Consider the following 22,552-nt stretch of genomic DNA (forward strand, 5'->3'; position numbering starts at 1 on the left):
CCACCGGTCGCGATGACGCGAAGCGCATCGTCGGCCACGAAGAGAGGAACACGCATGCGCAAGCACATCGGAGTCGGCGCACTCGCGCTGGTCGCGGCAGTCGTCCTGGCAGGATGCTCGGCCGGAGCATCCGACACCGGCGACGACGCCGCATCAGGCGACGGCGCTGAACTGGTCATCTGGACGGATGCCGAGCGCGAAGCCGCGATCACGTCCGCAGCCAAGGCCTTCGAGGAGGAGACGGGCGCGAAGGTCACGCTCGTGCAGAAGAACTTCGAAGACCTCCGCAACGACTTCATCGCCCAGGTCCCCACAGGCGAGGGCCCCGACATCACCGTCGGCGCGCACGACTGGCTCGGCGCGCTCGTCGCGGCCGGCGTCGTCGACACGATCGACCTCGGCGACAAGGCGTCGGAGTTCGAGCACGTCTCGCTCGACGCGATGACCTACGACGGCCAGCTGTACGCGCTGCCGTACTCGCTCGAGACGATCGCGCTGGTGCAGAACGTCGACCTCGTCGGCGCGGAAGCCCCTGCCACGTGGGACGACATGATCGCGAAGGGGCTGGCTGCCGGCACCGAGCGTCCGTTCGTCATCAACACCGCCGGCGAGACCGGTGACGGCTACACGATGTACGGTCTGCAGACCTCGTTCGGTGCCCCCGTCTTCGTGCAGGACGACACCGGCTCGTACACGAGCGAGGTCGGCATGGGCGGCGCACCCGGTGAGGCCTTCGCGGCCTGGCTCGGTGCGAACGGCTCGACCGGCACCGGCTACATCTCGACCACGATCGACTACGACATCAACAACGAGCTGTTCGCGTCGGGCAAGGCGCCGTACACGATCCAGGGCCCGTGGGCGATCAGTGCCTTCGAGGGCGTGAACGTCGCGGTGAACCCGATCCCGTCCGCCGGTGGCCAGCCCGCGGCGCCGTTCGTCGGCGTGCAGGGCTTCTACCTGTCGAGCAAGAGCAAGAACGCGCTCCTCGCCCAGGAGTTCCTCGTGAACTACCTCGGCACGGAAGACGCGCAGCGTGCGCTGTACGAGGCCGACCCGCGCATCCCCGCCTGGTCGACGCTCGCCGATGAGGTCTCGTCCGACCCGATCACGGCCGGCTTCGTGGCATCCGCCAAGGGTGGCGTGCCGATGCCGTCGATCCCCGAGATGGGCTCGGTCTGGGACCTGTGGAACGCCGCACAGGTGCAGATCATCAACGGCTCCGACCCCGCGTCGACCTGGAACACCATGGTCGCCGATCTCGAGACGACGCTCGCCGGTTGACCCTGCCGGGTGGGGCGCTTCGACCGAGGCGCCCCACCCGCGCTCCTCAGACAGGACGCACACATGACGATCCAGGCACCGCCGACGCAGACGCCGTCATCGCGCCTCACCCCGACGCGCGAATCCCACGCCCGCCGTTTCCGCGGCCTCGGCTGGGGCTTCCTCATCAAGCTCGCCCTCATGGCGCTGGTCAACGCCTTCGGGATCATGACCGTGATCTCGGCCTGGAGCGCCCAGTCCTGGGTGGTCCTCGGGGTCGTCGTGCTACTGGTCGTGATCGCCGACTGGGTGTACTTCACGCGCCGCGCGCTGCCGCTGAAGTACCTGATGCCCGGGCTGATCTTCCTGCTCGTCTTCCAGGTCTTCATCTTCGGATACACCGCGTACATCGCCTTCACGAACTACGGCACCGGCCACGTCGGCACGCAGGAACAGGCTGTCGAGGCCGCGCTCATCCAGGGCGAGCGCCGCATCGAGGGCTCGGCCGACTACCCGCTGTCGATCGTGCAGCGCGGCGATGAGCTCGGCTTCGCGATCGTCGATGAAGACGGCGATGTGCGCGTCGGCTCGGCGGATGCACCGCTGGCCGCGGCATCCGATGCCGAGATCGGCGCCACCGGTGCCCCCAGCGACGTGCCGGGGTGGACCGTGGTGCCCAGGGCGACCGTGCTCACCGACACCTCGCTCGGCGAGACGATCAAGAACCTCCGCGTGCCGGTCTCCGATGACCCGAACGACGGCTCGATCCGCACGAGAGAAGGATCGACCGGCTCGGTCTACGAGCCGACGCTGGTGTGGGATGCCGAGGCGCAGACCATCTCCGACACGCAGAACGGCACCGTCTACACCGCCACCGCACTCGGCGCGTTCGTCGCGGAGGACGGCACGGCACTGCCCACCGGCTGGTCGGTCAACGTCGGCTTCGCGAACTTCCTGAAACTGTTCACCGACGCATCGCTCGCCGGCACCCTGTTGAGCGTGACCGTGTGGACGTTCGCGTTCGCGATCCTGTCGGTCGTGCTGAGCTTCGCCGTCGGACTCGGCCTCGCCATCGTCTACAACGACCCCAGGGTCAAGGGGCGCCGCTTCCTGCGGGCGCTGTTCATCCTCCCGTACGCGTTCCCCGCGTTCATGGCCGCGCTGCTGTTCCGCGGCATGTTCAACGCCGAGTTCGGCATCATCAACGACCTGTTCTTCTTCGGCTCGCAGATCAACTGGCTCGGTGACCCGTGGCTCACCCGAGGGGCGGTGATCTTCGTGAACGTGTGGCTCAGCTATCCGTACTGGTTCCTGGTCTGCACGGGTGCGCTGCAGTCGCTCCCCGGCGACACGCTCGAGGCTGCCGAGATCGACGGAGCCAACAAGTTCCAGCGGTTCCGTTCGATCGTGCTGCCGCTGCTGCTGGTGTCGACCGCGCCGCTGCTGATCGCGTCGTTCGCGGTGGCGTTCAACAACTTCACCGTGATCTACACCTTCAACAACGGCGGGCCCGCGATCGCCGGGGCGCCGTACGCACTCGGCTCGACCGACATCCTCGTCTCCGCCATCTACGACGTCTCCGGCGTCTCGGGCGGTGCGGCCGACTACGGCCTGGCGAGTGCGCTGTCGATCGTCGCCTTCATCGTGGTCGGTCTCATCTCAGCGCTGAGCTTCCGACAGACCCGCAAGCTCGAGGAGTACCAGTGATGAGTGAGACCAGAGTCATCGTGACCGGTTCGTCGCACCAGGCGGATGCCGCCAGGGCCGGCGCCCGTCGTCGCCGCTGGTGGGGCGAGGTCGGCTGGAAGTACATCCTCGCCGCCGTCGTGCTGTTCTTCGCCGCCTTCCCGCTCGTCTACGTGCTGTCGGCGTCGCTGAACCCGAACGGCAGCCTCGCGGCATCCGGCTCGCTGTTCAGCGCGCTCGACCCGGCGAACTACATCGCACTCGGTGAATCCCGCTACTGGGTGTGGTTCGGCAACACCCTGCTGATCGGCGGCGTGACCGCGATCGGTTCGGTGCTGATGGGCGCGTGCGGTGCCTACGCGTTCTCGCGATTCCGGTTCAGCGGACGCCGGGCGAGCCTGACCACGCTCCTCGTGCTGCAGATGTTCCCGCAGGCGCTCGCATTCATCGCGATCTTCCTGATGCTGCAGACCATCGGCGAGGTCGTGCCGGCCCTCGGCATCAACTCGAAGATCGCCCTGATCTGCGTCTACCTCGGCGGTGCCCTCGGGGCGAACACGTTCCTGATGTACGGGTTCTTCAACACGATCCCGGTGGAGATCGACGAGTCGGCGAAGATCGACGGCGCGACGCACGCACAGATCTTCTGGCGGCTCATCATGCCGCTCGTGGTGCCGATCCTCGCGGTGGTCGCGCTGTTGGCGTTCCTCGCCGCCTTCGGCGACTTCATCCTGTCGAAGATCATCCTCACGTCCGAGGACAACTGGACGCTCGCGGTCGGCATGTATCAGTGGGTGTCGAACCAGTTGGCCTCACGCTGGGGGCTCTTCGCCGCCGGCGTGGTGGTGGCCGCCGTCCCCGTCCTCGCGCTGTTCTTCTCGCTGCAGAAGTACATCGTCGGCGGGCTCACCCAGGGGTCCGTCAAGGGCTGACCCCCTGGGTCCCTGAGCCTGTCGAAGGGCCCCACCCCCTTGGGTCCCTGAGCCTGTCGAAGGGCCCGCCCCCCGCCCCACCGTCCGCCTCTCGAAAGGCCGTCATGCACCGTCGCACGCGTTCTCTCCTCTCCACCGCCGTCGCCGCGGTCACCGTGTTCGCCCTCGTGGGCGTCGCGGCGCCGGCGACCGGCGCCGCCCCCGCGGCATCCGTCGTCCGCACGGCCGTGACCGATCCGGTCGCTGCCACGGTCACCGTCCCTCGCGTCGAGAACCTGCCGGATGACTTCATCGGCGGCGTCGACGTCTCCTCGGTGCTGTCGCTCGAGGCGTCGGGTGTGGTGTTCCGCGACCACGACGGCACGCCGGGCGACCTGTTCGAGATCCTCGCCGACGCCGGCGTCACCGATGTGCGCGTGCGCGTCTGGAACGACCCCTTCGACGCGAACGGCAACGGCTACGGCGGCGGTGATGTCGACGTCGACCGCGCGATCGAGATCGCGGAGCGGGCGACGGATGCCGGACTCGGCGTGCTCGTCGACTTCCACTACTCCGACTTCTGGGCCGACCCGGCCAAGCAGCAGGCGCCCAAGGCCTGGGCGGGGATGACCGCCGACGAGGTCGCCACCGAGGTCGGTGTGTTCACCCGCGAGGCCGTGCAGCGCCTCGTCGCGGCGGACGTCGACCTGCGGATGGTGCAGATCGGCAACGAGACGAACAACGGCGTCGCCGGGGTGACGGGCTGGGACGACATGGCGAAGGTGTTCTCCGCAGGTTCCGCCGCGGTGCGGGCCGAGGCCCCAGACACGCTCGTCGCACTGCACTTCACGAACCCCGAGCGGGCGGGGTTCTACGCGAACGTCGCGGCGCAGCTCGATCGGCGAGGCGTCGACTACGACGTGTTCGCCTCGTCGTACTACCCGTTCTGGCATGGCACCCCGGCGAACCTCACCGCGGTGCTCAAGCACATCGCCGACACCTACGGCAAGAAGGTGATGGTCGCCGAAACCTCGTGGGCGTTCACGCTCGACGATGGCGACGGGCACGGCAACGTGATCGACCTGCCGAGCGAGGCGACGCAGTACCCGGTGAGCGTGCAGGGTCAGGCGGATGCCGTGCGAGCCGTCGTGCAGGCGGTCGCCGATGTGGGCGACGCGGGGCTCGGCGTGTACTACTGGGAGCCGGCGTGGTTGCCGGTGGGTCCGCCGTCGCAGCTGGAGGCCAATACGGCGCTGTGGGAGCGCGACGGATCCGGCTGGGCATCGAGCTTCGCCGGGGAGTACGAGCCCGAGGATGCCGGCCACTGGTACGGCGGCTCGGCGTGGGACAACCAGGCGCTGTTCGGGTTCGACGGCACGGCATCCGATGCACTGAACATCTTCTCGTACGTGCGGACGGGCGCCGCAGCGCCGCGAGTGGTCGAGGCGGTGCAGCCGGTCGCGCTGCAGCTCACCGAGGGCGACGACGTCAGCCTGCCGGGCGAGGTCACGGTGCGCTACAACGACGGCAGCACCGAGCAGCAGGCGGTGACCTGGTCGGACGCGGCCAGGTACATCGAGGGGATCGGTGCATACTCGGTCGACGGCGTCACGGCTACCGGCCTCGCAGCGTCGGCCACCGTCACGATCTCAGCACGGAACTTCCTGCAGAACCCCGGCTTCGAGGCGACCGACACGAGCATGTGGACGACCGACGGCGCCGCGCTCACACTGCGCTCGTGGGACGACCCGCGCAGCGGCACGAACTCGGCGCACTTCTACTCGGCATCCGCGTTCTCCTTCGAGCTCGCGCAGACCGCGTCAGACCTGCCGGCAGGGTCGTACATCGCGCGTGCCTCGCTGCAGGGCGACGGTGAGGGTGCCGACGGGCGCGCGACCCTGTCGCTGTCGACGCCCGCCTCGGCGGGAGCGCCGGCGGCGTTCGCGTTCGACGGCTGGCGGGTCTGGTCGACGCCGGCGACCGAGGCCGTGCAGGTCGCGGACGGCGGCACGGCCACCCTGCGCGTCACGAGCACCCTGCCTGCCGGGGCATGGGGCACGCTCGACGACTTCGAGCTGGTGCGGGCGCCCGACACCGGTGCCGACACGACCGAGCTGCGCACGCAGCGCGATGTCGCAGCAGCCGTGGATCCGGCGCAGTACGTCGAGGCGTCGACTGCCGGCCTCGCCGGGGCGATCGCACGGGCCGACATCGTGCTCGCGGCGGCCGCGCCGAGCGAGGATGCGGTGGCGGGAGCGCTCGCTGCGCTGACGACCGCGCTCGACGCCCTCGTGCTGCGCGACGCGGCGACGAGCGCGCCGGCCCGCGGTGTGCTGTCGCACGACAACGGCCATGACACCGGACTCCGCGACGGCGACTTCACCGTGACGATGAACCTGTGGTGGGGGCAGAACGCCACCAAGCTGCGGGTGTTCGAGAACGGCACCCTGATCTCGACTGTGCCGCTGGAGTACGGCGGCACCTCGGCGCAGGCCGCACGGATCCCGGTGAGCGGAAAGACGAACGGCACCTATGTCTACACGGGTGAGCTCGTGAATTCCCGCGGCACGACGGCGGTGCAGGCGGTGACGGTGACGGTGACGGATGCCGCGCCCGGCATGCCGGTGCTGTCGCACGACAATTGGGATCGCGACGGGAACTACACCGTGACGGCGAACCTGTGGTGGGGCACGAACGCGACCTCGTACCGGGTGTTCGAGAACGGCGTGCTGCTGACGCAGGGAGCACTCGAAGCGAAGACGCCGAACGCGCAGCGCGTGGCGGTACCGGTCACCGGTCGCCCAGCCGGGACGCACACGTACCGCGTCGAGTTCGCGAACGCGGCCGGTGTGACCTCGAGCCGGTCAGTGGCGGTCGCGGTCGGGCGCTGAGCTGCGGCATCCGATCGCGTTCCGGAGAACTGCAGCATCTCGGATCGATCCGGTGCGGATCGTCCGAGATGCTGCAGAACTCCGAGATGCGGATGCTGCGCTGGCGAACTTACTTGCTGAGGAAGCTCGTCAGTGCGGCGTTGACCTCGTCGGCGTGGGTCCAGAGCAGGCCGTGCGGCGCACCCTCGACCTCGACGTAGTCCGCAGCGGGGACCGCCTTGTGGAAGCGGCGCGCGGTGGCGTCGATCGGGAGGATGTTGTCCTTCGTGCCGTGCAGGATCAGCGTGGGCTTCGCGGCGGCTGCCACAGCCTCGACGTCGGCACGGAAATCCTCGATCCACGACGAGACGACGGCGGAGGCGGCGACGGGGGCGCTGCCGATCGCGACGTTCCAGCTGCCGGTCACGGCCTCCTGGCTGATGCGCGAGCCGAGGTTCTCGTCGAGGTTGTAGAAGTCGTTGTAGAACTGCGTGAACCATGCGAAGCGGTCGCCCTTGGCTGCTGCTTCGATGCCATCGAAGACCTCCTGCGGCACACCCTCGGGGTTGTCGTCGCGCTGCACGAGGAACGGCTCCAGGGAGGCGAGGAACGCGAGCTTCGCGACGCGCTCGTGACCGTACTTCGAGACGTAGCGGGCGAGCTCTCCGGTGCCCATCGAGAAGCCGACGAGCACGACGTCGCGCAGGTCGAGGGTCTCGAGCACGGTGTGGAGGTCGGCCGCGAAGGTGTCGTAGTCGTAGCCGACGTTGACCTTCGACGATCCGCCGAAGCCGCGACGGTCGTAGGTGATGACGCGGTAGCCCTGGGCGAGGAGTTCGCGGGTCTGGCGCTCCCAGCTGTGTCCGTCGAGCGGGTAGCCGTGGATCAGGACGACGGGCTGGCCGGCTCCCTGGTCTTCGTAGTAGAGCTCGATCGGGGTGCTGTTCTCGTTTCCGACGGTGATGTAACCCATGATCCTGATCCTTCCGGTCCTGCCGAGAACGATCGTTCTCAGCTGATTTCTCCACCATAGAGAACGCTCGTTCTCATGTCAAGTACACTGAGACCATGAACGAGGAAACGGTGCGTGAACAGATCCTTGCGGCAGCCGAGGAGCTGTATTACCGCAAGGGCTACACGGCTGTCGGCATGGACGAGCTGCGCGCGGCGGCCGGAGTGTCGCTCCGTCGCCTCTACGCACTGTTCCCCGCGAAGGCCGACATCGTGACCGCGGTGCTCGCGCGTAAGCATGCCGAGTGGGAGACCTCGCTGACCGCGGCGGTAGTGGATGCCGGCACCGACCCTCGCGCTCGACTGCTCGCCGTCTACGGCTACCTCGAGGACTGGTTCTGCACCGACAGCTTCCGCGGCTGCGCGTTCATCAACGCCTTCGGCGAGCTCGGCGGCACGAACAGCGAGGTCGCTCGGATCGTCCGTGAGCACAAGGCGTCGTTCCAGCGGTACATGACAGGGCTCGTCGCCGAGATCGGTGCCCCGACCGTGCTCGGCGCCCAGCTGTCAATCCTGGCCGAGGGCGCGCAGAGCACTGCCGCGATCTCGGCCGACCCGCAGGTCGCCGTCCAGGCGCGCGGTGCTGCCGAGGTGCTGATCGACGCCGCGATCGCCGCGTGAGGTGTGGCCGTCTCGGCCGTTCCCTGTGCAGAATTCAGCAAGGATTCGCGCGGGGCTGCCTTCAGGTGCTGCCTGTGGCCATCTTCCGGCGTTCTTGCTGAATTGTGAACCGTCGAGTTCGCCAAGTAGCTAACCAGGCTAGCGAGTTCGTGCTACCGTCGCATACATGGACACCCGGACGCAGGACATCGCCCGCCAGACCGTGATCATCGCAGCGGCATCGTTCATGCTGATCGCCGCAGCCGTCGGCTCGGGTGCCTTCGGCGGCACCTCCGTGAGCGAACTGCAGGACGGTGCGCTCTCGGCGCAGGGGTCGTATCTCGCCCCTGCCGGCCCGGCGTTCTCGATCTGGTCGCTGATCTACCTCGGGCTGATCGCGTTCACGGTGTGGCAGGCGCTCCCGGCACAGCGGGCGGACGAGCGCCAGCGCCGAGTCGGCGGATGGATCGCCGCCACGATGGTGCTGAACGGACTCTGGCTCGTGACAGCGCAGTTCCTGACACTGCCGCTGACCGTGCTCATGATCGCGGTGCTGCTCGCCGTGCTCGCTCGCGTGATCGTGCTCCTCAACCGTTTCCCCGCGAAGAACCTCGCCGACCGCATCCTCACCGACGGCGCGAACGGCTTGCACTTCGGCTGGGTCACGATCGCGACCGTCGCCAACGCCAGCGCCTGGCTCACACAGATCGCCCCCGAGAGCTGGGCGGCGCAGGCCGAGATCTGGGCCGTCGTCGTGCTCGTCGCGGTGCTCGTGATCGGCGTCGCCAGCGCGTGGTTCACCGGCCGCATCGCCCCGGCGGTCGCGACATCGTGGGGCCTCGCCTGGCTCGCCGTCGGTCGCCTCACCGGCGAGCCGCAGAGCACCGTCACCGCCGTCGTCGCGATCATCGTCGCCGTCGCGCTGGTGCTCGCCGGCGTGATCGCGGTGCTGCGTCGCCGTCGCGTCGCCGCGTAGTCAGGGCCCTTCGACGGGCTCAGGGACCCAGGTGGGGCCCTTCGACGGGCTCAGGGACCCAGCCATGTGGGGCTCAGGGACCCAGGCATGTGGGGCTCAGGGACCCAGGCAGGTGGGGCGCTTCGACAGGCTCAGGGACCCAGCCAGGTGGGACTCAGGGGCCCGGCCAGGTGGGTCGCTGAGCCTGTCGAAGCGTCAGACGACGAGGCGGTAGCCCATCCCGGACTCGGTGAGCAGGTGCACCGGCGCCCCTGGCTCCTGCTCGAGCTTCTTGCGCAGCTGCGACATGTACAGCCGCAGGTAGCCCGAGTCGGCCACCTGCTCGCTGCCCCAGATCTCCTTCAGCAGATCCTGACGCGTCACGAGGGCGCCGGGATGCCGCGACAGGTGCTCCAGCATCCGCCATTCCGTGGGTGTGAGATGCACCCGCGAGCCGCCGCGCGTGACGGTCTTCGTGACGAGGTCGACCACCACGTCGCCGAATGCGACCGTCGACTCGCCGCCTGCCGGCACCGCCCGACGGGAGAGGGCACGAAGCCGCGCGAGCAGTTCATCGACCTGGAACGGCTTGGTGACGAAGTCGTCGGCACCCGCGTCGAGGGCGTCGACCTTGTCGGCGGAACCGGTGCGGCCAGACACGACGATGATCGGAACGGTCGTCCAGCCCCGCAGCGCCTGGATCACCTCGATGCCGTCGAGTCGCGGCATCCCGAGGTCGAGCATGATCAGATCAGGATGCGTCTGCGCGGCGACCGAGATCGCTGCGGCGCCGTCCGGCGCCACCACGACGTCGTAACCGTGTGCCGACAGCGTGATGCGCAGCGCCCGCACCATCTGCGGGTCGTCGTCGGCGATGAGGAGCTTCACTCCGTCTCCTCCAGTGATTCCTGAGCGTGTCGAAGGGGGTCTGCCTCCGCGAGCGGCAGCGAGATGACCATCGTGAGGCCGCCGCCTGGCGTGTCCTCGGGTGTCAGGCTACCGCCCATGCCCTCCGCGAACCCGCGCGACAGGGCGAGGCCCAGACCGAGTCCCGTGGTGTTGTCGGTGTCGCCGAACCGTTGGAACGGCTGGAAGATGCTGTCGCGGCGTTCGGCCGGCACGCCCTCTCCCCGGTCGGCGATGCGGATCTCGGCGCGCTCGCCGAGGGCGCTGGTCGAGATCAGCACGCGGGTGCCGTCCGGCGCGTAGCGGTGCGCGTTCGCGAGCACGTTCACCAGCACCCGCTGCAGCAGCACAGCGTCCGCCTGCAGCAGCGGCAGGTTCGGATCGAGCGAGAGGTCGACGTCTGCAGGGCCGAGGCCGAGCTCGTCCACGGCTGCGAGGATCGGGCCGGTCGCATCCATCGGAGCGGACGACACCGCGAGCACCCCCGCCTGCACCCGGCTCACATCGAGCAGATCGGTGACGAGCGTCGACAGCGTCGCGAGGCTCTCGTCCGCCGTCGCGAGCAGCTCGGCCCGGTCATCGGCGGAGAGCTCGTGCGCACCCCGCAGGCCGCCGATCGCTGCGACGGCCGAGGCGAGCGGACGCCGCAGGTCGTGGCTCAGCGCAGAGAGCAGGGCGCTGCGCACCTGGTCGGTCTCGGCGAGCGCTGCGACCTCCTTGGCGGTCTCGCGCAGATCGGTGTGCTCGATCGCGGCGGCGAGTTGCGCCACGATCGCGTCGAGCAGACGGCGGGCCGGAGCGTCGAGCGAGTCCCCGTGCAGTTCGAGCATCGCGCGTGGCGTGCCGTCCGAGCCCACCGGAACACTGGTGGCACGGCCGTCGGCGAGGGGCTCGCCGTCGCACGCCAGCACCTCGCCGGTCGGTGACAGCAGGCGGACACCGCTCAGGCCGAATGCCTCGCGGGTGCGGCTGACGAGGGCGAGTACGGAGTTGTCTCCGCGCAGCACGTTGCCTGCCACGGCGGCGAGCAGCTCGGCTTCCGCGGTCGCGCGCTTGGCGGTGCGCGCGCGGCGGGCGGCCTGGTCGACGATCAGGCTCACCAGGATCGCGATCACGACGTACAGGACGAGTGCGAGGACGTGCAGCGGGTGCGCGATCGTGATCGTGAACAGCGGCGCGACGAACAGCAGATCGAGGGTGATGCCTGACAGCACGGCCGCGAACACGGCAGGGCGGATGCCGCCGATCAATGCCACCACGACGACGAGCAGCTGGTAGGCGAGCACCTCTGAGGTGATGGACTCCGGACTGCGGAACGTGAACATCACCCAGGACAGCAGCGGGCCGAACACCACGGCGACCGCGAAGCCGAGCACCTGCCGTCGCCAGCCGAGGGCGCCGCCGGTGATGCGGGGGAGCGCGACTCGGCCGCCGGCCGCCGCGTGGGTGACGATGTGCACGTCGATGTCGCCCGAGCGGCGGATGACCTCGGAGCCGATGCCCGGTCCGGTGAGCGCGGCCATGAGTCGTCCGCGGCGGCTGACGCCGATCACGAGCTGTGTGGCATCCGCTCCCTGGGCGAACTCGACGAGCGTGCCGGGGATGTCGTCGCCGATGATCTGGTGGTAGCTGCCGCCGAGCGACTCGACGAGTGCCCGCTGCGCCGCCAGTGCCCCAGGCGTCTCGTCTCTGAGGCCGTCCTGTGTCGAGATGTGCACCGCGAGCAGCTCCCCGCCGGCGGACCGCGCGGCGATACGGGCGCCGCGGCGCAGCAGGGTCTCGCCCTCAGGGCCGCCGGTGAGCGCCACCACCACGCGCTCGCGCGCCTGCCACGCGCCCTCGATGCCGTGATCGGCCCGGTAGCTGCGCAGCGCGCTGTCGACCTCGTCGGCGAGCCACAGCAGTGCGAGTTCTCGCAGTGCGGTGAGGTTGCCGAGCCGGAAGTAGTTCGACAGCGCGGCGTCGATGCGCTCCGCCGGATACACGACGCCGGCAGCGAGCCGATCCCGCAGCGACTGGGGTGCCAGGTCGACGACCTCGATCTCGTCGGCCGCACGGACCACGGCATCCGGGATCGTCTCCTGCTGCGCGATGCCGGTGATCTTCTCGACCACGGCGTTGAGCGATTCGATGTGCTGCACGTTCACCGTCGTGATCACGTCGATGCCCGCGTCGAGGAGTGCATCGACGTCCTGCCAGCGCTTCGGATGCCGCGAGCCGGGGATGTTCGTGTGCGCGAGCTCGTCGACGAGCGCGATCTCGGGGCGGCGGGCGAGCACGGCGTCGAGGTCGAGCTCGGTCAGGGGGACTCCGCGGTGCACGTCGGTGCGGCGCGGGATCTCCGGCAGACCGACCGTCTGCGCGCGGGTCGCTGCGCGGTCGTGCGTCTCGACCACGGCGATCATGACGTCGCGGCCCTCGTCGAGCAGGCGGCGTCCCTCGACGAGCATCTCGAAGGTCTTGCCGACGCCCGGCGCCGCGCCGAGGAGGACGCGCAGCCGGCCCCGCCGCTCTCGTGTCATGCGCCCTCCAGCTCATCGAGCGCGAGATTGAGTTCGGCGACGTTGATGCGCTCCTCGCCGAGGAATCCCAGATCCCGCCCTTGAATCCTAGACTCCACGAGCGCGCGCACCTGCTGCTCGGAGAGGCCGCGCGCATCGGCCACACGCGGCACCTGCAGCAGGGCGTAGGCGACGCTGATGTGCGGGTCGAGTCCGGAGCCGGATGCCGTGACGGCATCCGCGGGGACGTCGTCGGGCGAGACACCCTCGCGCTCGGCGATCGCGGTCTTGCGCTCCTGGATCGCCGCGATCAGGTCGGCGTTCTCGGGGCCGAGGTTGCTGCCGCTCGAGCCGGCGCCGTCGTAGCCGTCGCCGGCCGCGGACGGCCGCGACTGGAAGTACTCGGGCAGTGCCGTGCCGTCGGCATCCGTGAAGGATTGGCCGATGAGGGCGCTGCCCTTGCCGTCGGCGAGCGGTGAGCCGTTCGCCTGCCACGGCAGCAGCAGCTGGCCGATACCGGTGACGAGCAGTGTGTACAGGACGCCGAGGACGAGCGTGAGCACGAGCATCGCGCGGACGGCGACGCCCGTCGTGCGGAGGGCGGTGCGGGTGGAGGACATGATGACCTTTCAGAACGTGTGTGGACCCTTCGACAGGCTCAGGGACCCAGACGTTGGGTCTCAGGGACCCAGACGCTGGGTCGCTGAGCCTGTCGAAGCGCTGAGCCTGTCGAAGCGGTGGTGGGTCGCTGAGCCTGTCGAAGCGGTGAGCCTGTCGAAGCGCGTCAGAAACCCGGGATGAGGCTGACGACGAGGTCGATCAGCTTGATGCCGATGAACGGGGCGATCACGCCGCCGAGTCCGTAGATCAGCAGGTTGCGCTGCAGGATCTGGCTCGCGCTCGCGGGCCGGTAGGCGACGCCGCGGAGCGCGAGGGGGATGAGGAAGACGATCACGATCGCGTTGAAGATGATCGCGCTGGTGACGGCGGATGCCGGGGAGTGCAGCTGCATCACGTTGAGCACTGCGAGGCCCGGGAAGACCCCCATGAACATCGCCGGGATGATGGCGAAGTACTTCGCGATGTCGTTCGCGAGCGAGAACGTGGTGAGAGCCCCGCGCGTGATCAGCAACTGCTTGCCGATGCGGACGATGTCGATCAGCTTCGTCGGGTCGGAGTCCAGGTCGACCATGTTGCCGGCCTCCTTCGCGGCGGAGGTGCCGGTGTTCATCGCGACGCCGACATCGGCCTGTGCGAGCGCCGGAGCGTCGTTCGTGCCGTCGCCGGTCATGGCGACGAGGCGTCCGCCCTCCTGCTCCCGACGGATCAGTTCGAGCTTCTGCTCCGGCGTCGCCTCGGCGAGGTAGTCGTCGACACCGGCTTCGGCGGCGATCGCCTTCGCCGTGAGCGGGTTGTCGCCGGTGATCATGACGGTGCGGATGCCCATGCTGCGCAGCTCGTCGAACCGCTCGCGCAGGCCGTCCTTCACGATGTCCTTCAGGTGCACGACGCCGAGGACGCGCCCGCCCTCGGTCCTTGCGTCGCCCTGGGCCCCTGCGTCGCCCTGGGTCCCTGAGCTTGTCGAAGGGCCCTTCACCGCGACGACGAGCGGCGTGCCACCGCTCTGGGCCACGGCATCCGTCCTGCTCATGAGTTCCGCCTGAATCCCTACGCCCCCCTGGGTCCCTGCGCCCCCCTGGGTCCCTGAGCTTGTCGAAGGGTCCAGCCCGAGCCACGCCTGCACGGCGGAGCCCGCGCCCTTCCGGATCTGCGTGCCGTCCGCGAGGTCGAGTCCGCTCATGCGGGTCTGTGCTGTGAACGGCACGACGACGGCATCCTTCGGAAGCTCCACCCGGATGCCTCGTGCGTCCGCCAGTTCGACGATCGAGGCCCCCTCGGGGGTGGGGTCGGCGAGCGACGAGAGCGCGGCGGTGCGCAGGAGTTCGTCGGGATCGATGCCGGGCATCCGCAGCACTTCGTGCGCTCGACGGTTGCCGTAGGTGATCGTGCCGGTCTTGTCGAGCAGCAGGGTGGTGACGTCGCCGGCGGCCTCGACCGCACGACCCGACATCGCGAGCACGTTGCGCTGCACGAGGCGGTCCATGCCGGCGATGCCGATCGCCGAGAGGAGGGCCCCGATCGTGGTCGGGATCAGGCAGACGAGGAGGGCGATCAGCACCGGGATGCTGACGGGAGACGCCGCGTACGACGCGATCGGGTTGAGCGCCAGCACGACGATCACGAACACGATCGACAGGCTCGCGAGCAGGATGTTCAGGGCGATCTCGTTGGGCGTGCGCTGTCGGCTCGCGCCCTCGACGAGCGCGATCATCCGGTCGACGAAGGTCTCGCCGGGTTTCGAGGTGATGCGGACGAGGATGCGGTCGGACAGCACCCTGGTGCCGCCGGTGACAGCGCTGCGGTCGCCGCCGGATTCGCGGATGACCGGGGCGCTCTCGCCCGTGATCGCCGACTCGTCGACGGTCGCGATGCCGGCGATGATGTCGCCGTCGCCAGGGATCAGGTCGCCCGCCTCGACGAGCACGACGTCGTCGCGCTGCAGCTCGGCCGAGGAGACCTCGACGGTCCGGGGCGCTTCGAATCCGTCCTGGGCTCCGCTCCGCGACGCTTCGACAAGCTCAGCGACCCATGCTCCTTGGGGCCCTGAGCCTCCACCCTGGGTCCCTGAGCCTCCACCTTGGGTCCCTGAGCCTCCACCCTGGGTCCCTGAGCCTGTCGAAGGGCCGACCACTCGCCGCGCCATCGTGCTCGTGCGGGTCTTGCGGAGTGTTGCCGCCTGCGCCTTGCCGCGGCCTTCGGCGACCGACTCCGCCAGGTTCGCGAACAGCACCGTGAGCCACAGCCACACCGCGATGCCGGCCGTGAACGGTGCGGGGACCGGCGTGCCGCCTGACTCACCCGGGCCGCCGAGGAACGGCTCGGCGATCGCGAGCACGGTCGTGAATGCCGCGCCGACCCAGACCAGCAGCATCACCGGGTTTCGCAGGAGTGTCGCCGGGTTGAGCTTGCGCAGCGCGCCCGGCAGAGCCTGGGCGAGCGCAGCCCACCCGAAGGTGCGCGGCTTCTCTTCCTGCACGCCCTTCGTCTCGTTCGGGAGCTGCGGTATCGATTCGGTGGTGATGGTCATGGTCAGACGAGTCCTTCGGCGAGCGGGCCCAGGGTGAGCACCGGGAAGTAGGTGAGCGCGGTGACGATGACCGTCACGGCGAGGAGCAGGCCGACGAACTGCGGCCGGTGGGTGGGGAGCGTGCCCGACGTGGCCGGGATCCGCTCCTGCGCCGCGAAGGAGCCGGCGAGGGCCAGCACCAGCACGATCGGGATGAACCGGCCGAGCAGCATCGCGATCCCCAGGGCGGTGTTGAACCACGGGGTGTTCGCGGTGAGGCCGGCGAAGGCCGAGCCGTTGTTGTTCGCGGCCGAGGTGAACGCGTAGAGCACCTCGCTCATGCCGTGCACGCCGGGATTCAGGATGCTGGTCGCCTCGACATCGGCGCGGATGCCGGGGATCGCGAAGCTCAGCGCTGTGCCACCGAGGACGAGCGCCGGCACCACCAGGATGTACAGGCTGGCGAGCTTGATCTCCCGTGGGCCGATCCGCTTGCCGAGGTACTCGGGGGTACGGCCGACCAGGAGCCCGCCGACGAACACCGCGATGATCGCGAGCACGAGCATCCCGTAGAGGCCCGAACCGACGCCGCCGGGAGCGACCTCGCCGAGCATCATGTTCAGCATCGGCATCATGCCGCCGAGTGCCGTGTAGGAGTCGTGCATGGAGTTGACCGCGCCGGTCGACGTGAGCGTGCTCGCACTGCCGAACAGTGTCGAGCCGAGGATGCCGAAGCGCTGCTCCTTGCCTTCCATCGCGGCTCCGGCGAGTTGCGGAGCCGTTCCGCGACCGGCCAGCTCGAGTGCGGAGAGGGCGAATGTCGAGATCAGGAAGATCGTGCCCATCACGGCCGCGATCGCGTATCCCTGTCGGTGGTCGCCGATCATGCGCCCGAAGGTGCGGGGGAGCGCGAACGGGATGACGAGGATCAGCAGGACCTGGAGCAGGTTCGTCCATCCGGTGGGGTTCTCGAAGGGATGCGCGGAGTTCGCGTTGAAGAAGCCGCCACCGTTCGTGCCGAGCAGCTTGATCGCCTCCTGCGAGGCCACTGGGCCGCCGGGGATCGTCTGCGTTCCGCCCGAGATCGTGGTGACGTCGGTGAAGCCGGCGAAGTTCTGGATCACGCCGCCGGCGAGCAGTGCGACCGCACTGATCAGGGCGATCGGTAGGAGCAGGCGTCCGAGTCCGCGGAACAGGTCGACCCAGAAGTTGCCGATCGTCGTGGATCCGCGGCGCGCGAGTCCGCGGATCAGTGCGATCGCGATCGTGAGTCCGACCGCAGCAGACACGAAGTTCTGCACCGTGAGGCCGGCGAGCTGCACGACGTAGCCCATGGTCTGCTCCGGCGAGTAGGACTGCCAGTTGGTGTTGGCGACGAAGGATGCCGCGGTGTTGAACGCGAGTCCCTCCGGTACGGCGGGCAGCCCGAGCGATTCCGGCAGGAAGGCCTGCAGCCGCTGCAGGGCGTAGACGAGGATGAGGCCCGTGACGGAGAACACCAGCACGCTGCGTGCGTAGGCGCGCCAGGTCTGCTCGGAGCGCGGGTCGACGCCGATCAGGCGATAGATGCCGCGTTCGAGGCGCAGGTCACGGCCCGACGTGTAGACGTGGGCGATGTAGTCGCCGAGTGGGCGGTAGAGGAGCACGAGCACGACGACGACCGCCGTGAGCTGCAGGATGCCGAACCAGATCTCGGGGGTCATCAGAACCTCTCCGGTGCGACGAGGGCGACCACGAGGTAGACGATGGCGGCCAGCGCGAGGGCGGCGGCGATGATGCTGAAGACGATCACAGCTTCTCCACCCCCGTCGCGATCAGCGAGACGAGGGCGAAGAGCGCGAGGGTCAGCGCGAGGTAGATGATGTCGAGCACGGATCCGATACAACTCCGCCACGGCATCCGTGACGTCGATCCTCACGGTTCCCCTACGCGTCCTCGCCGAACCCATGCGGATCGCTCACGGCGTCCGCCCCGGTTCCGGTCGCCGGTGCCCTCCCGCCGCGGCATCCTCCTTCGTTCCGGTCGCATCATCTTCCATCGTTCCGGTCGCAGTTGCTGCCGCACTGAGCGCCGGGGGAGCGGCGCGAACTGCGACCGGAACACGGGCCGGCCCCGCCAACTGCGACCGGAGCAGGTCGCGGTGGATCTATGCTCTCGGAGTGGGTGCGACGCGACGGCGGATCGGCGCGGGGACGTGGATCGTCCTCGCGCTCATCGTCGTCGCCGCGGTGTGCGTGCTCAGCGGGCTGCTGCCGACGACGGATGCCGGCGCGCTGGGGCTGCGCACGGCGCCGGTGCTGGGCTTCGTGGTGGCCATCACGATCGTCGCCGAGCTCGCCCGTGAGGCGGCCGTATTCGACGTGCTCGCACAGCGCCTCGCCGGGTGGGGACGCGGTCGCGTCGTCGCGCTCTGGGCCTCGGTCGTCGCGCTCGCCGTGGTGAGCACGGTGTTCCTCTCGCTCGACACGACGGCCGTGATCGTGACCCCGGTCGTGGTCGTGCTGGCGCAGAGCATCGGCGTCTCCCCGCTGCCGTTCGCGCTCGCCACGGTGTGGTTGGCGAACACGGCATCCCTCGCCCTGCCGGTCTCGAACCTGACGAACCTGCTCGCCGCGCCGGCGATCGGCGCTGAACCCGCAGCATTCCTCGCGCTGAGCTGGGCGCCGACGCTCGTCGGCGTGCTGATCCCGGTCGCGATCCTCACGATCGTGCACCGCCGCACCCTGTTCGGCTCGTACCGCGTGCCGGCGCCAGGCGCGGCATCCGACCGCATCCTGTTCTGGGGTGCCACCGGGGTGCTGATCGTGCTGCTTCCGTTGCTCACGGTGACCCACGAGGTGTGGATCCCCGCCACGGCCGCCGCCGTGCTCATGCTCGTGCTGTTCGCGGTGCGTCGGCGGCATGTGCTGCGACTGTCACTCGTGCCGTGGCAGGCGCTCGGGCTCGCCGCCGCGCTGTTCGTGCTGGTCGAGACCGCGCACGCCAACGGCATCCTCGACTTCCTGCTGTCCTTCGCGTCGGGCGGCCATGACCCGGGTGAGCTGCTGCGTCTCGCAGCGGTCGGTGCGCTCACGGCGAACGGCGTGAACAACCTCCCGGCGTATCTGATCCTCGAGCCGGCGGCCGGTGACCCGGTCGCGCTGATGGCGCTGTTGATCGGCGTGAACCTCGGTCCGCTCGTCACGCCGTGGGCCTCCTTGGCGACGCTGCTGTGGCATCACCGGATCGTGAAGCTCGGCGTCGAGCTCAAGTGGGGACGCTTCATGCTCTGGGGCCTCGTCGTGGCGGTGCCGACCGTGCTCGTCGCGACGCTCGCGCTGGTGCTCGTCGCCGGCTGACCCTCGCGCCCCCGAGAGAGCGGCGGTTCATGACCTCTCGCGGGGGCGGGAGCCCGGGGATCAGCGCCCGGGGATGCCGGCGAGGAACGTCTGCACGCCCTGCGCGAGCTCCGCCGAGAGCGTGTGGTGCAGGTAGTGGCCACCAGCCAGCTCGATGAGCTCACCGTGGTCGACGCTCGCGGCCTGCGCCTCGTGCAGCGCCAGCCAGCCATCGACATCGGCGTCCTCGGTCGCCACGAACAGGAGCAGCGGGAGGGATGCCGGGAAGGTCGCACCGCTGACGGCGGCGAAGTTCGCGGGCGTGTGATCCATCTCGTCGACCAGGGTCGGCGCCGACGCGTTCCGGTTCGTCAGCAGCGCCATCTGCGTCTTGGTCGCCTCGTCGTAGGGGAGACCGTCGTACGGGTCAGCCGCCATGCCGGAGAGGATGCGGGTGATGCCGAGGTTCCCGAGCGTGACGACCACCGACGTCGGGATCGCTTCGTCGGATCCCGGCTGGTCGGGCACACTGCTGTCGATGCCGATGAAGGCCGTGACCTCGTCCTGATAGGCCGCCGTGTAGGTCAGCGCGTAGATGCCGGAGATCGAATGCCCCATCAGCGTGTAGCGGTCGATGCCGAGCTGCTGCAGCGCCTCGTGGATCTCGCCGGTGATGTTCTCGGCGGTGCGCGGGACGTCGGTCTGATCGCTCAGTCCGGTGCCGAACGGCTCGACCGCGACCACGCGGTACGTGTCGTCGAGCTCGGCGATCAGCGGCTGGAAGTCGAGCGCCGGTGCTGCGGTGCCGAGGCCGGGCAGCAGCACGATCGTCTCGTCGCCCGTGCCGCTCACCAGCACGTTCATCTCTTTGCCGTCGACCGGCACCTTCTGCCCGTAGGGGGTGATCTCCCCTGCTTCGATGTTCGTGGCCACGACGTTCACGATGCTGGTCGTGGCCAGGGCCAGGACGGGCACCGCCACGATGGCGCCGATGGTGATGAGGGCGATTCGCCAGGGCTTGCGCATTGTTCTCTTTCTCGAGCGGCGGATCGGGTTCCGCGTCTGGACTCCAGTCCATCCGACCCGCGCATCTCGAGGAAGTGTCGACTCGTCACCGCGACCGGTGACATGTGTCACGAGCTCGTCTCCCGGCATCCGGGCGCACGCCGCTGGTGTCGCAGTTGACCGCTTCCGGCCGGGGGAGACGGCCATCTGCGACATCCGCTCGAATGGAGGGGTCGCAGATGGCCGCCTCGGCCGCTGGGTTGCGGCCATGTGCGGCCCCTGGCGAACGGGAGCGGCCGCGGGGCAACGCCCCCGCGGCTACTCCTTCGGCGGCCCGGCCGGTCGGTGCGCCCGCCGGCCGTTCACGACGACCGGGCGTCCGGCGCGCTCCTGACCGGGCAGCGGGCGTGAGCGTCGACCGTAGATGAGCTCGGAGGAGTCGAGCAGCCAGGGCACGAGCGTGATCGAGACGCCGTGGATCAGCATGAGCTGGTTGGCCATGCGGCGTGCGCGACGGTTGTGCAGGAACGACTCCCACCAGTGGCCGACGATGTACTGCGGCAGGTAGACGGTCACGACCGAGGAGCCGTGCTTCTCGCGGTACTGCTTGATGAACTGCGCCACGGGCTGCGCGAACGATCGGTACGGCGACTCGACGATCACGAGCGGGATCGGCATCAGATGGTCGGCCCACTGCTGCTGCAGTTCGGTCGCGGCATCCGCATCGACCGCGACGTGCACCGCGATCGTCTTGCCGTGCTTGGCGGCGACCGCGTAGTCGACGGCCTTCACCACCGGCTTCTGCAGACGGCTGACCATGACGATCGCGACGTCACCGGTCGCGCCGAATCGGGTGGTGTCGTCGATCGCGATCTCGTGGTCGACATCGCGGTAGTACCGCTTCACGCCGAGCATCAGGAAGGCGAGGATGGGGATCGCGAAGAACACCAGGTACGCGCCGTGCGTGAATTTCGTGATCGTGACGATCACCAGCACGAGCACGGTCATGACCGCGCCGGTCGAGTTGATGATGAGGCCGATCTTCGCCGAACGACGATCGGATGCCGAGGCGCCGTCCACCCCGGAGCCAGCACTGTCCTCCGTGGGGCCCCGCAGCACGCGCCGCCAATGCCGCACCATGCCGATCTGGCCGAGCGAGAACGACACGAAGACGCCGATGATGTACAGCTGGATCAGCGTCGTGAGCCGTGCCTGGAAGACGACGAGCACGATCATCGCGCCGATGCCGAGCAGGATCATGCCGTTCGAGAACACGAGACGATCGCCGCGGGTGTTCAGCGACTTCGGGGCGTAGCCGTCGCGCGCGAGCACCGCGCCGAGCAGGGGGAATCCGTTGAAGGCCGTGTTCGCGGCGAGCAGCAGCACACACGCGGTGGCCGCCTGTACGACGAAGAACAGGATGCTGCCGCCGCCGAACGTCGCGCTCGCGATCTGCGCCATCAGGCTGGGCTGCGGTGTCGTGCAGTCGAAGCCGACGAGATCGCAGGGGTTCTCGGCGTAGTGCACGCCGGTGATGAGCGCGAGAGCGGTGAGCCCGGCGAACAGGCACGCCGCGATCGACCCCATGAGCACGAGCGTGGACTGCGCGTTGCGCACCTTCGGGGCTCGGAACGCGGGGACGCCGTTCGACACGGCCTCGACGCCGGTGAGGGCGGAGCATCCGCTCGAGAATGCACGGAGGATGAGCAGGATGACGGCGGCCTGGCTGAGGTTCTCCGCCTGCACCGAGAAGTCCGCGCTCGATGCGATCGGGGCGTCGCCGAGGAACGTGCGGATCAGGCCGGTGACGATCATGAACCCGACAGAGGCGATGAAGACGTAGGTGGGGATCGCGAAGACCAGCGAGGCCTCGCGCACGCCGCGCAGGTTCACGATGATGATCAGGATCACGAAGCCGACAGCGAGCTCGACCCGGAACGGATCGAGTCCGGGCAGCGCGGAGATGATGTTGTCGACGCCGGATGCCACGGAGACGGCGACGGTCAGCACGTAGTCCACGAGCAGCGCTGCCGCGACGACCACGCCGGGGATCTCGCCGAGGTTCTTCGAAGCCACCTCGTAGTCGCCACCGCCGGAGGGGTACGCCTTGATCAGCTGGCGGTAGCTGAGCACCACCACGACCAGCAGCACGACGACCGCCACAGCGACCAGCGGCGTGAACGACAGGAACGTGAGCCCGCCGATCAGGAGGATCATCACGAGCTCCTGCGGCGCGTACGCGACCGAGCTCAGCGCGTCGGAGGCGAAGATCGGCAGGGCCATCCGCTTGGGGAGCAGCTGGTCGTCGACCTGCTGGCTCGTGAGGGGGTCGCCGATCAGGATGCGCTTGGCGAGCGGGGCGTCCGCGCCGTCTCGGAATTCTTCTGACACGTCCGGCGACAC

Annotated in this window: 16 protein-coding genes; 7 read left to right on the forward strand and 9 right to left on the reverse strand. The window is 69.1% G+C overall.

Annotation, left to right across the window (positions count from 1 at the left end; genetic code table 11):
- Positions 1-54 precede the first annotated feature (54 nt).
- The 4 genes from RS83_RS02825 (at position 55) to RS83_RS02840 (ending at position 6,748) form a co-directional block, all read left to right on the forward strand.
- Positions 55-1,281 (forward strand): sugar ABC transporter substrate-binding protein, encoded by a 1,227-nt coding sequence (locus tag RS83_RS02825; protein ID WP_045277995.1) that lies wholly within the window; start codon positions 55-57, stop codon positions 1,279-1,281.
- A 63-nt stretch (positions 1,282-1,344) separates the two neighbouring features.
- Positions 1,345-2,967 carry an ABC transporter permease subunit gene (locus RS83_RS02830; protein WP_045277996.1) on the forward strand — a complete coding sequence of 541 codons (1,623 nt, stop codon included), beginning with the start codon at positions 1,345-1,347 and terminating at the stop codon, positions 2,965-2,967.
- A complete protein-coding gene (locus RS83_RS02835) occupies positions 2,967-3,878 on the forward strand; it encodes a sugar ABC transporter permease (protein ID WP_045277997.1) in 912 nt (303 codons plus the stop codon). The genes RS83_RS02830 and RS83_RS02835 overlap by 1 nt, the downstream gene beginning before the upstream one ends.
- 104 nt (positions 3,879-3,982) lie before the next feature.
- Positions 3,983-6,748: a glycosyl hydrolase 53 family protein gene (locus tag RS83_RS02840; protein WP_045277998.1), complete on the forward strand. Its 2,766-nt coding sequence runs from the start codon at positions 3,983-3,985 to the stop codon at positions 6,746-6,748.
- Between the two features lie 109 nt (positions 6,749-6,857).
- On the opposite strand, the gene RS83_RS02845 is transcribed toward RS83_RS02840, so the two are convergent.
- Entirely contained in the window at positions 6,858-7,700 is an 843-nt protein-coding gene (locus tag RS83_RS02845) for an alpha/beta fold hydrolase (protein WP_045277999.1), read from the reverse strand.
- 95 nt (positions 7,701-7,795) lie between these two features.
- Here RS83_RS02845 and RS83_RS02850 point away from each other — a divergent pair, with 95 nt between their 5' ends.
- Entirely contained in the window at positions 7,796-8,359 is a 564-nt protein-coding gene (locus RS83_RS02850) for a TetR/AcrR family transcriptional regulator (RefSeq protein WP_045278000.1), read from the forward strand.
- 166 nt (positions 8,360-8,525) lie between these two features.
- Entirely contained in the window at positions 8,526-9,314 is a 789-nt protein-coding gene (locus tag RS83_RS02855; RefSeq protein WP_045278001.1) for a tryptophan-rich sensory protein, read from the forward strand.
- A gap of 195 nt (positions 9,315-9,509) precedes the next feature.
- Here the strand turns inward: RS83_RS02855 and RS83_RS02860 are convergent, their stop codons facing one another.
- From RS83_RS02860 to RS83_RS18645, 6 genes are all read right to left on the reverse strand, one after another.
- Positions 9,510-10,181 (reverse strand): response regulator, encoded by a 672-nt coding sequence (locus RS83_RS02860; RefSeq protein ID WP_045278002.1) that lies wholly within the window; start codon positions 10,179-10,181, stop codon positions 9,510-9,512.
- Entirely contained in the window at positions 10,178-12,721 is a 2,544-nt protein-coding gene (locus tag RS83_RS02865) for an ATP-binding protein (protein WP_045278003.1), read from the reverse strand. Before RS83_RS02865 ends, RS83_RS02860 begins: the two co-directional genes overlap by 4 nt.
- A complete protein-coding gene (gene kdpC / locus RS83_RS02870; RefSeq protein ID WP_045278004.1) occupies positions 12,718-13,320 on the reverse strand; it encodes a K(+)-transporting ATPase subunit C in 603 nt (200 codons plus the stop codon). Before kdpC ends, RS83_RS02865 begins: the two co-directional genes overlap by 4 nt.
- 164 nt (positions 13,321-13,484) lie before the next feature.
- Positions 13,485-15,848, reverse strand: a complete 2,364-nt coding sequence (gene kdpB / locus RS83_RS02875) for a potassium-transporting ATPase subunit KdpB (protein ID WP_419760964.1) — start codon at positions 15,846-15,848, stop codon at positions 13,485-13,487.
- Between the two features lie 2 nt (positions 15,849-15,850).
- Positions 15,851-17,530, reverse strand: a complete 1,680-nt coding sequence (gene kdpA / locus RS83_RS02880) for a potassium-transporting ATPase subunit KdpA (protein WP_045278005.1) — start codon at positions 17,528-17,530, stop codon at positions 15,851-15,853.
- On the reverse strand, positions 17,530-17,619 hold the full coding sequence (locus RS83_RS18645; protein ID WP_045278006.1) for a potassium-transporting ATPase subunit F: 90 nt from the start codon (positions 17,617-17,619) through the stop codon (positions 17,530-17,532). The genes kdpA and RS83_RS18645 overlap by 1 nt, the downstream gene beginning before the upstream one ends.
- Positions 17,620-17,986: 367 nt before the next feature.
- On the opposite strand from RS83_RS18645, the gene RS83_RS02890 reads away from it, so the two are divergent.
- Positions 17,987-19,165, forward strand: coding sequence for an SLC13 family permease (locus RS83_RS02890; protein WP_230115675.1), 1,179 nt, complete (start codon positions 17,987-17,989; stop codon positions 19,163-19,165).
- 60 nt (positions 19,166-19,225) lie between these two features.
- Here RS83_RS02890 and RS83_RS02895 read toward each other — a convergent pair whose 3' ends face one another.
- Positions 19,226-20,170, reverse strand: coding sequence for an alpha/beta fold hydrolase (locus tag RS83_RS02895; RefSeq protein ID WP_045278007.1), 945 nt, complete (start codon positions 20,168-20,170; stop codon positions 19,226-19,228).
- A gap of 297 nt (positions 20,171-20,467) precedes the next feature.
- Positions 20,468-22,552 carry an APC family permease gene (locus RS83_RS02900; protein WP_045278008.1) on the reverse strand — a complete coding sequence of 695 codons (2,085 nt, stop codon included), beginning with the start codon at positions 22,550-22,552 and terminating at the stop codon, positions 20,468-20,470.

The sequence above is a fragment of the Microbacterium oxydans genome (assembly GCF_000956525.1).
GTDB classification, from domain to species: domain Bacteria; phylum Actinomycetota; class Actinomycetes; order Actinomycetales; family Microbacteriaceae; genus Microbacterium; species Microbacterium oxydans_A.

What these genes read in the sequence shown, in the direction of transcription:
- RS83_RS02865 (WP_045278003.1), bottom strand. Translation starts at nt 12,721, where the DNA reads ATGACACGAGAGCGGCGGGGCCGGCTGCGCGTCCTCCTCGGCGCGGCG.
- RS83_RS02835 (WP_045277997.1), top strand. Translation starts at nt 2,967, where the DNA reads ATGAGTGAGACCAGAGTCATCGTGACCGGTTCGTCGCACCAGGCGGAT.
- kdpB (WP_419760964.1), bottom strand. Translation starts at nt 15,848, where the DNA reads ATGACCATCACCACCGAATCGATACCGCAGCTCCCGAACGAGACGAAG.
- RS83_RS02840 (WP_045277998.1), top strand. Translation starts at nt 3,983, where the DNA reads ATGCACCGTCGCACGCGTTCTCTCCTCTCCACCGCCGTCGCCGCGGTC.
- RS83_RS02830 (WP_045277996.1), top strand. Translation starts at nt 1,345, where the DNA reads ATGACGATCCAGGCACCGCCGACGCAGACGCCGTCATCGCGCCTCACC.
- RS83_RS02895 (WP_045278007.1), bottom strand. Translation starts at nt 20,170, where the DNA reads ATGCGCAAGCCCTGGCGAATCGCCCTCATCACCATCGGCGCCATCGTG.
- kdpA (WP_045278005.1), bottom strand. Translation starts at nt 17,530, where the DNA reads ATGACCCCCGAGATCTGGTTCGGCATCCTGCAGCTCACGGCGGTCGTC.
- kdpC (WP_045278004.1), bottom strand. Translation starts at nt 13,320, where the DNA reads ATGTCCTCCACCCGCACCGCCCTCCGCACGACGGGCGTCGCCGTCCGC.
- RS83_RS02850 (WP_045278000.1), top strand. Translation starts at nt 7,796, where the DNA reads ATGAACGAGGAAACGGTGCGTGAACAGATCCTTGCGGCAGCCGAGGAG.
- RS83_RS02825 (WP_045277995.1), top strand. Translation starts at nt 55, where the DNA reads ATGCGCAAGCACATCGGAGTCGGCGCACTCGCGCTGGTCGCGGCAGTC.
- RS83_RS02845 (WP_045277999.1), bottom strand. Translation starts at nt 7,700, where the DNA reads ATGGGTTACATCACCGTCGGAAACGAGAACAGCACCCCGATCGAGCTC.
- RS83_RS02855 (WP_045278001.1), top strand. Translation starts at nt 8,526, where the DNA reads ATGGACACCCGGACGCAGGACATCGCCCGCCAGACCGTGATCATCGCA.